This is a genomic window from Holospora elegans E1 (assembly GCF_000648275.1).
Taxonomy (GTDB): Bacteria; Pseudomonadota; Alphaproteobacteria; order Holosporales; family Holosporaceae; genus Holospora; species Holospora undulata_A.
Map to the genome: position 1 here is coordinate 1 of NZ_BAUP01000025.1, position 9,511 is coordinate 9,511.

At 34.6% G+C, this 9,511-nt stretch carries 8 protein-coding genes and 1 pseudogene; 5 read left to right on the forward strand and 4 right to left on the reverse strand.

Features of this window, described 5'->3' with window-relative positions; translation table 11 throughout:
- Positions 1-53: 53 nt before the first annotated feature.
- Positions 54-1,601: a phenylalanine--tRNA ligase beta subunit-related protein gene (locus HE1_RS00390; protein ID WP_242837159.1), complete on the reverse strand. Its 1,548-nt coding sequence runs from the start codon at positions 1,599-1,601 to the stop codon at positions 54-56.
- A gap of 2 nt (positions 1,602-1,603) precedes the next feature.
- The gene (locus HE1_RS00395; RefSeq protein WP_035543324.1) at positions 1,604-2,455 is read right to left on the reverse strand and encodes a phenylalanine--tRNA ligase subunit beta; all 852 of its coding nucleotides are present in this window, start codon (positions 2,453-2,455) and stop codon (positions 1,604-1,606) included.
- A gap of 748 nt (positions 2,456-3,203) precedes the next feature.
- Between HE1_RS00395 and HE1_RS08495 the strand changes: the two genes are divergently transcribed.
- From HE1_RS08495 to HE1_RS00420, 5 genes are all read left to right on the forward strand, one after another.
- A complete protein-coding gene (locus tag HE1_RS08495) occupies positions 3,204-3,440 on the forward strand; it encodes a hypothetical protein (protein ID WP_162531125.1) in 237 nt (78 codons plus the stop codon).
- 136 nt (positions 3,441-3,576) lie between these two features.
- Positions 3,577-3,900 (forward strand): hypothetical protein, encoded by a 324-nt coding sequence (locus HE1_RS00405; RefSeq protein ID WP_162480086.1) that lies wholly within the window; start codon positions 3,577-3,579, stop codon positions 3,898-3,900.
- Positions 3,901-4,381: 481 nt separating this feature from the next.
- Positions 4,382-4,795 carry a hypothetical protein gene (locus tag HE1_RS00410; protein ID WP_035543329.1) on the forward strand — a complete coding sequence of 138 codons (414 nt, stop codon included), beginning with the start codon at positions 4,382-4,384 and terminating at the stop codon, positions 4,793-4,795.
- Between the two features lie 146 nt (positions 4,796-4,941).
- Positions 4,942-5,262 (forward strand): hypothetical protein, encoded by a 321-nt coding sequence (locus HE1_RS00415; protein WP_035543330.1) that lies wholly within the window; start codon positions 4,942-4,944, stop codon positions 5,260-5,262.
- A 522-nt stretch (positions 5,263-5,784) separates the two neighbouring features.
- Positions 5,785-6,321, forward strand: coding sequence for a hypothetical protein (locus HE1_RS00420; RefSeq protein WP_162531126.1), 537 nt, complete (start codon positions 5,785-5,787; stop codon positions 6,319-6,321).
- 230 nt (positions 6,322-6,551) lie between these two features.
- Here HE1_RS00420 and asnB read toward each other — a convergent pair whose 3' ends face one another.
- Positions 6,552-8,417, reverse strand: coding sequence for an asparagine synthase (glutamine-hydrolyzing) (gene asnB / locus HE1_RS00425; protein ID WP_035543333.1), 1,866 nt, complete (start codon positions 8,415-8,417; stop codon positions 6,552-6,554).
- 229 nt (positions 8,418-8,646) lie between these two features.
- Positions 8,647-9,009 (reverse strand): annotated as a pseudogene (locus HE1_RS00430) (transposase).
- Positions 9,010-9,511: the final 502 nt, after the last annotated feature.

The window sequence follows — 9,511 nt, forward strand, 5'->3', positions numbered from 1 at the left end:
AACACCCACATTACTTTTATTATCAAAAGATTCTATTCAAACGTTTAGTTTTTTTACAAATGAGAAAACAATGCGTTTCCTCGCAGTAATGCACCATTGCGATGCGCCCAACGTACCAAAGATTCTAAATGCTGATGAATTTCTTCTCCTGACCAGGAACGATCTTTTGGCTGAAAAGTACACCGTACTGAAATAGATGTTCGGTTTTCCTTTTCAAAACAATCTAATAAACATACATCTATTAAGTCTGCACTTTGCTGTTTTAATTCGTATAAAAAATTTCCTATAGTTCCTGAATCTAGAAAAAATGAAAGCTCTTTTTCGATAGGAGGAACTATCGCAACAAAATTTTCTGGCGCTAAAGCTAAAGGATATTGCTCGGGATCTACCTCAAAAGCCATTAAAGAGTGATCTTCTGTCAAACGAGGATGAATTTTTCCCATAAACCCAACACAGCGATCTTTTACCCAAATACTCGCACACTGGCCTGGGTGCATCCAAGGAAGTTGCGATTCCACATAGTAAGGGGCTTTCCCCCAAAGCATACACATTCCCTCTAGCAATCGTTTAAGATCAAAAAAAGAAAAACAAGGAGCACGCCCCCAAGCAGTTGGCAAATTTTGAGAAAACACTCCACTTATTAACGTTTTTTGTCCTTTTGGATGCCCTGAAAAAAACACAGGCCCCCATTCAAATCTTGCCTGCACTGGAAGATGATTATGAATATGCCACAACGCTAAATCTACCAAATTAGGAAGCATCGACGGACGCATAACTGCCATATCTTTTGCAATGGGATTAATCAAGGTCATATCGCTTAACACGCTTTCATCTAAGGTGGAAAATAGACGCGCTTTATTTGCGCTGATGAAAGACCAGGTTACTGCTTCCCCTAACTCATGATGCATTAAGTACGTACGAGCATCTTGAATTCGTTTGTGAAGAAGATTATGTGCGGAAGAACAAGAAGACAACAAAGGAAAAGTCATTGGAACTTCTTGGTACCACCCTTTAAATCGTAAAATTTCTTCAATAAGATCGGGAGCTCCTTGAATATCTTTTCTCCAAAGCGCAGGAACAGCATACAAAACCTCATTGTCTTTTTGTGATTCAATTTTCACCTGAAACCCAAAAGAACTTAACCGCTGAGACATTTCTTGAGCGGTTATTCCATTACACCCAGTAAATTTCTTAAAGTAGTTAACCGATAAAGCAATTTCAGACGGCTTACTGGAAGCATAAGGCTTTGCAGTATGAATATTGATTAAAGAAAATCCCATCCACCGCAATACTTGAATCAAATGATTTTTTACACAAGCTCCATCTATTCCTCGTTCAAATATTCTTCGCGCCCCCGTCATAAGACGAGTTTTTTGACCTGTAAGACTGATGGTCTTTGGATCAAACTCTGCTGCCTCAACATACATTAAAGTACTGGATGGTCGGAACTTGGAATGATCTCCTCCAAGAATTCCGCTAAGTGCCAAAATATTTTCTCTATTTTTTAGAACGATAGAACTAGGGGGAATAAGAACGGTCTTTGCTGTTTCTTTTTCTGAAGAAAGCGCTGAAAAAGGCGTATCAGAATTTGTGCACTCTATTACTAAGGGGGGGTCAGTGCTTGACCATCAAAAACGTGAAAAGGCGTCCCAAAGGTGTGTGTATAATATGAAAGCGCATCCACAACGTCTTGACAAAGAGATTTTTGTACGTCTCTTAAGCGCCGCTTTACCCAAACAGGCGCTTGATAAAGATTTTCAGGATCTTGTTGAACTCGAGCCATGTGGAATTGGCAACACAGCTCTGTTTCTATACGAATTTCAGGGATAGGCAGTTCGGTTAACGTAAAAGATTCTGACAGAGTGCCAGGCCAGATAGAATCTTTCCACTGAGCAGCTTGCAATGCTACAAGCTCTCTTGCTATTCCAAAAATACTCATCAAGTCTGCACGATTTGTGGTGACTTCACAATCAAAGAACCAATCTTTAGGTAAGATGCTATACAGCTCTCTGCCTAAGGCGTCGGGATGAGCAATTTCTAAGATCCCTTCTTTGGCATGTTCAGAAAAAATTCCTTCAAGATTCAGCTCTTTTGCAGAACACAACATTCCTGGACTTTGTATGCCTCTAATGGTGGTAAGTGTAAGCGGATGAGGATCTCCTGGAAGGCGTTGCCCTGGACGAATCAAAATAACTTGCATTCCAAGGCGAACATTGGATGCCCCACACACAACAGTAATGGAATCTTTTCCAGTAGAAACCGTACACAAATTTAGGCTATGTGCATTGGGATGAGCTTCAATTTTTTGTATTTGAACGATTTGCAAGCCTTTCAGCTCTGAATACAAGTCTGAAACCTTAGTCTCGGTTCCACTTTCCGTAAGACGACATGCTAAATCTTCGGGACTTCCTTTAGGAATTATAAAATCTTTAAGCCAAGACCAGGTAAATTTCATAATAAAAATGCATAAATTATACTCTGACCTGTGTATTTTAGCAGTTCATATGATGCAAAACAAGGAACGCCTGATCACTTAAAAAAAATTATTTTTTCTTGAGATTATGATCAATTTTACTACAAACTCTAATTTGTATGATATAAGTTTGAAGCCTGGTTTTTTAGGTTTCGCAGTGAATAAAAATCAAGAAAAATTATTTTTCGTCAAAATCATGGTTCAATAATAGTGTAAAAAATTCCATGAAACACTAAAAAATGTGCAAACTATAGGTACAAAATATATAAAAATCGTCTTAAAAAGTTAAATTCATATTTCCAAGAAAAGAATCCTTTCCTATTATAAACAAATTACTCTATTCAAAAAAAAAGAACTTTTAATATACCCTCTAACGTCTGCGAAGCATAAAATTCAGATAATTACCCAGATTACTAGAGAATACAAAACTGCGCTCTACATTTTGCGATCCCATAATTTTCTTAAATAATGAAGGTAGAAGTTTCCTTATATAGCCAAGTAATTATCAATAACTGATACTAAGTACTTACACTTTTCTGTGGCTTTCTTTTGAATTTTTTATTCTATTAGATTCTTTAACACATCAAATGTTTTTTGAAATGTTGATTTTTTTTACTCTCATTAATCTGTAAAGATTTTTTTAAAAATATTAATTATCTACTTTTATGTTTACGGTGTTTTATCATTTTTAGAATATAATATATGCTATGAGCTTCGAACCGGTAATAAAATGAAAACAAATTTTTTTCGTGTAATATTGGCTATGATGATATGTACCGCGGTCCACGCTGAACCTCTGGAAGAATTGGCAAAAAGTGTGAATTCGGTTACTGAAGAAATACAATCAGTGCCGATATCTTTTGAACAAAAACAAGAATACACAAAAAAAGTTTCTGGAGAATTTTTAAAATTTCATCCAAGAACTAAAACAAACGAGAAAAAATTTAGTAGAAAATTTTGTATATAAATTTTTTGAAAAGTTATTAGAATTAGAAATAGATGAACAATTAAGGGTAAAAAAAAATGAAGAAAAGAAAATTAAAAATTTTTATTCTGTCGAAAGCACTGGGAACATTCAAAAATTAAACGCGAATATATCTGTGTTGAAAAACGAGAAGACCGGGTATCAAAAAAAATATGAAGCATTAAAGAATTCTAAAGAATTAGATACACAGTATCCGCAGTACCAAAAATATTTTAATCACTATCTAGAAGCATTGGAAGCTATCAAAAAATCAGATGTGGTAGAAATTCAGAATTCAGAAGTAGAAAAAAATTATGTACCTGCAAGAAGGTTTGCGATACCAGATAAACAAGTTCAAGATATTCTTGATGAAGTATCACCTGAAAGGCTGGCTACAGCGGTAAATCAGAGAACTAAAAAAATGGCTGCAAGAAAGAATTTTCTGAATAAATTAGTTTCTTAAATTTTCAGACTTAAATTTTCGAAGAATTACAAATTATTATTAAAAAAAAATTAATACAGCGTGTACTTTAAAAACAAATCGATGGGTCAAATACTCTTCTCCCCCCTCTTAAGCTATTTTTAACTCATCGCTTCTGTTGTGTTTAACGGAATATAGAAAATTAATAAATAACGGAACTTTTATGGATTAACGCTTTGCTACTTTTAGGACAGCGTAGGAGAAAAATCAACACACAGAATATCCGTCTTTCCCCCCTTAACGCAGCAATACAATATTAATTATAAATAAAAACAAATCAGTAATAGTCCTTGAATTTACGCTATCCAGAATAAAAATTAGAAGAACTGTAATAAATCGATTTTAGTGTAATATATTAATTTACCTTTTTTTACAAAATTTTGTTAAAATTTATTAGTAAAACTTTATAACATTTTAATATAAAAATGAATATACTCAAAAAAGTAATTGTTTTTCTTTAGTTATGACAAATTTTGTTGCAAATGCTAATGTTTCTATCGATACAAATAATAAAATTGCCGATTTTTTAAGTTCTGAAGCAAGAGAAAATCAAAAAAAAATTTCAGAAAAAATTGAAAATACTATTCTAAATCAAGACAAATTTAAAAATTCTATAAATGAAATCGTAGAAAATTTTAAAAAATTTGGAAGAAGTTCTCACGAAAATGTAATGGAGCAACTTAAAAATTTAGATTCTCTCTATCCAAGCAAAGAGAAAATAGATATTGTAAAAAAATTAATCAAAAAATCCATTTTAGATGCGATATCAGAGGGGCTAAGAAAAGATTTAGAAGATGATCCAAGATTTAAGATAATCTCTGTTGGGCCATCCCAAAATTACATTGCACCATCTAATAATCAAGGTAATAAAAAATAAAAATTCTTAGTACAGTCAATACACCTGCTGAGAAGCCAAAAATAAAAATTCTTAGTACAGTCAATACACCTGCTGAGAAGCCAAAAATAAAAATTCTTAGTACAGTCAATACACCTGCTGAGAAGCCAAAAATAAAAATTCTTAGTGTGGTCGATACACCTAAGTACCAGCCAATGCAGATGATGGTGGGCGATCCAGTAAATTCCAAAAATCCCATAATACCAGTTGACCCCGCTAAGCAAAAAGAATACAGTGAACCTATAGATTCTCAATCTATAATGACTAAGTCTTTATACCGCACCCCTGGGTCCATGGAATGGACAGGTTCAAAAGAATCAGAGCAAAAAAAAGTTTCAACAACTGAAAGTAATAAAAAAGATAGCTCTCTAAGTGATTCTTTGTCACCTTTGTTTAGTACAGAATATTTCAATCAATTTGGAGATGTAAAAAATCCAATGCTAGATTAAGTTAGGTAATTCAAATTAATTTTTGCTTAAAGATATTTCTTATCTGGCTAAATTGTGACGATATATTATGCTATTTTTCATAAATACAAATTAACTCATCGAATAAACATTTATATATAGCTAACACGGAACGAAAAAGTCACAAAAATGATATTTAAATATGCTGGTATAGTATGCTCTATAGACTCTATTTATAATTAAATAAAAGCTCTATAGACTCTATTTATAATTAAATAAAAGTGTTTTTCTTAATAGGTTTCAATCTTCCATAATTTTTTTATTGTTTATAGCGGCTTAGCTATATATAGGTAATTTACTTTTCTTTTACGAAATTCTATTAAAATTTATAAGTAAACTTTATAACATTTAAATACAAAAATGAAAATATTTAAAAAAATGACTATTTTTTCTTTATTAATAATAAATTTTGTTGCAAAAGCTAATTCTAGTACTCCTGATGGGGTTGTGGATGAGCTTGGGTTAATTACACACAAAGTTTTTATGGAAAATTACGAAAAGATTTTGGAAGAAATTAAAAAGTACTTTTCTGAAAAAGATAATGTTAACAAATATGTAGAAGAATTCGTAAAAGGTTTGAAAGGGGCTGATCCATCAGATCGTATACAAATTTCAAAAATGATCAGACAGGCCTCCTCTTCAATGAAGAATGAAGATATACAAAGTGAGTTGTTTAATTTGATTCAAAGAATTATTTTGGATAAGGTATTGCAAGACGCAAAACAAGTTCCCCTTCCTTCAAAAATAAAAATAATAAGCAATGGCCCAAATCAATCGCAAAAAGATCTTAATACGCAAACCAAAAGTACTTCTAAAGACGAAGCCTCTATTAACAAAACGCAAGCAAACGGTCCTGAAAACGAAGACTCTATTCACAAAACGCAAGAAGGAATTTCTGAAGACGATGTCTCTGTTCACAGCGCGCAAGCAAGCGATTCTGGAAGCAATTTCTCTGAAGATTATACCGATAAAAATATGCGCAGCACATATTTTAAACAAAATAAAGAACCTACAAGCGAAAATGAGGCGAATAACTCTTGAAGACGATTTCTTGAAGATGATGGATATTTAATGTAGTATCTTGGTGCGTGCATGCACTTTCGGGGAAAAAAGCAGATTGTTTTTTCCCTAAGAAAATTTCTCTTTAAAATTCTTTATAATAATTAAAGGAAATTAAGATAGGGAATTTCTTGGGTATTCAAACGAATGCTTTAGGCATCCTGAACCGTTCTTAAATTTTGGAAGGAAAAAATTATTCCGCATAGTGCGTTTTATATTTTTTCTTTGCTTTTATTCCAATACAAGAACATAGCAGTATTCCACAAGCGATTTGAATAATCTGCTTTTCTTTTTAAATGTAATTTCCAAAAATTTTGAATTGCTTTTGCATTAAACCCTGCTGATTCAAGCGACTGCGGAGTTAGCAAGGATTCCATCCAAGAACGCAAATCCTTTCTTAACCAATGCGCCAACGGAACACCGAATCCCATTTTCTTATCCTGTGTGACAAATTTAGGAATCCATTTTGATGCCAGTTTTCTTAGTAAATACTTTGGTTGCCCCTTATAAATGCGGTGATGCATAGGTAAAGTCCATCCGTACTCAATTACAGTCTTATCCAAAAAAGGAGTCCTTACTTCTAGGCTATATGCCATACTGGCACGGTCCACCTTTGTTAAGATATCTCCAGGAAGGTAAGTTAAGATATCCCAATATTGCATAGATGCAACAGAATGCCATAATCGATCTTCAGGAAAAGGGACGCCTAGCAAGTGGCTTTTCCAAACTCCATGCACAGGATACTGGGTGCATATCTCTTTATACAATTCCAAAAGATCGTTTATGGGCAGAACTTGAATTGCTTTTCTAATTCTTCCATACCTGTGACAAATCCAAGGGGTGTGCATACCTATGACGCTAACCATTTTTCTTAGCCAAAGAGGAATTTTATTCAAGCGAGTTAAAAGAACTTCCGTAGCCAAGTACCGCGTATATCCAGCAAAAGACTCATCGCCACCATCCCCAGAAAGGCAGACCGTTACCTGGTGATTTTTGGCTTGCTTACATAAAAAAGCGGTAGCAAGCTGAGAGCTGTCTGAAAAAGGTTCATCCCAGTATGCCTGGGAAAGAACATCTAGTGCGTCCCTTCCCGTCATATAGATAGTTTTGTGTTGGGTTCCGATGTGACACGCAACTGCCTCGGCATTAGAAGCTTCATTGTAAGCTCTGACATCAAACCCAATGGAAAAAGACCTTACAGCGTCGCCAGCACGTTTTTTTTGAAGATGCTGCATCATAGCGGTCACTAAACCACTATCGATCCCCCCGGACAAAAAAGCTCCTACTGAAACATCACAAATCATACGTCTTTCAACATTATCTAACAAAAGATCTTCTAATTTTTCAAGCGCTTCTTGAGTAGAATCGGTGGATAAAACACTGTTACGCACTAGAGTATGATGATCCCAAAAGCAATGAACGGTTTCGGTTCCTTTAGAGGAAATCTCTAAAACAGTTCCAGGAACTATCTTTTGAAATCCTTCGTAAATCGCCAGTGGATCTATAACATACCCTAGCTGAAGATAAGAGGAAAGTGCTTTCTGGCACAGCGTTCCCTTCCATCCCGGACAATGATGAAGTGCCTTTAGTTCTGATGTAAACACAATCATTGTGCCCACCTTTCCCCAATATAAAGGCTTTTCCCCCACTCGATCTCTTGCAAGGAAAAGCACCCTATCAAATGTATCCCACAGAGCAAACGCAAACATTCCACGAAAGCGCCGACACGCTTCCACTGGGCCCCAGGCTTCACAAGCTTCTAAAAGAACCTCTGTATCACTTTTCCCTTTTAAAAAAGGAAATTCTCCCCGATAATCTAGGAAATTATAAATTTCTCCATTGTAAATTATGATATAACGCCCTGAAGCAGACCTCATAGGCTGATGCCCACTGGGAGAAAGGTCCAAAACCGCCAAACGTCTATGCGCCAAGACTATCCCGGACGCCTCATCGCTCCACATTCCACAATCATCAGGTCCCCTATGGGACAAAGCATTAGACACTTTCACTATAAAAGTTTGTAAAAATTCCAAAGCCCACTGACGCTTTGTGTCCCAAAGCCCTACGATTCCACACATTAAAGATTAAAAAAGTTACAAAATAACTTAAAGGGTACTATGCAATGTACAAAAGGTAAAAGTCAAGAGCATCGAAAAAAAATAGATTCAGATAAAGAAAAAAATTGAAATTTTTATTGTGGAAACATTGATTAATTCTAGATCAAATTCTAATATAGCTCTATAGTAATTTAGGTTGAATTAGAGATTTTAAAGAAGCAAGAAATAGCGTCGAATAGAGCGTTGAAATTTAGTATACTGTCCACCTCTTCATATTATCCCAGAATTTCTCTATTGGATTCAAATCACAAGAGTAAGGAGGTAGAAAATTATACTGAATTTTAAGTATAAAATTCTATTAATTCTTGACTTCTCTTGGATTTATGAAAAGAGGCATAATAACACCTTGACCAGGCTTTAGTTCCTTAATCAGAAATTCTACCCAAGCTTGGAATAATACTGTGTCGCAAGAGCCCTTAAACCTCATTGGTGCTATCGGCGTGTTATTAACCAAACCGGCAATACTGTTTGTTCTTTGATCATGTTTTCCACTCTTTTTGCCAGTCAACTTTTCACTGTTTCTTCCCCAGTTTCTGTCTTTGCACATAGCCATATCAATGCCGCTTTCATCAATATATAGCTAAAACAGTATAAAATCAGTATAAAAAGATTACGAAAAATGGAATTGAAATAAGTGATCAATTGAACAGGTTAATGTTCTTCTTACATGTTTGGCTTAGGGTCATTTTTTCTCAATAGGATTGAGATCTGGAGAATAATGAGGCAAATAAAGCAAACTATGGCATCTTCTAGCATCTTTTGCATAGCTTTTCCTTTATAGAAAGTAGTATTATCCATACACTACCGCTTTCTTTTGGAAGGTTTGGTAGCACCCAACCCCCTTTGCAAGCCAGATATCACCCCAATTGCAATTGTATTTGCTAATTAAAGCGCCTATGGCATTGCCCCATAAGTGTTGAAAGTGGTAGAGATAGATATTATGAGTATAAAGTTTTAATTTTATAATGATGTATTGATATATGGTTAGAGAGACTAGGAAAACTTTACGATGTCAATAGATATAATAATAAAATCACCGGAGAATTACTATTCAA

Bases quoted from the DNA above. Each gene is read 5' to 3' on its own strand.
- HE1_RS00395 (WP_035543324.1), bottom strand. From the start codon at position 2,455: ATGAAATTTACCTGGTCTTGGCTTAAAGATTTTATAATTCCTAAAGGA.
- HE1_RS08495 (WP_162531125.1), top strand. From the start codon at position 3,204: ATGAAAACAAATTTTTTTCGTGTAATATTGGCTATGATGATATGTACC.
- HE1_RS00410 (WP_035543329.1), top strand. From the start codon at position 4,382: ATGACAAATTTTGTTGCAAATGCTAATGTTTCTATCGATACAAATAAT.
- asnB (WP_035543333.1), bottom strand. From the start codon at position 8,417: ATGTGTGGAATCGTAGGGCTTTGGGACACAAAGCGTCAGTGGGCTTTG.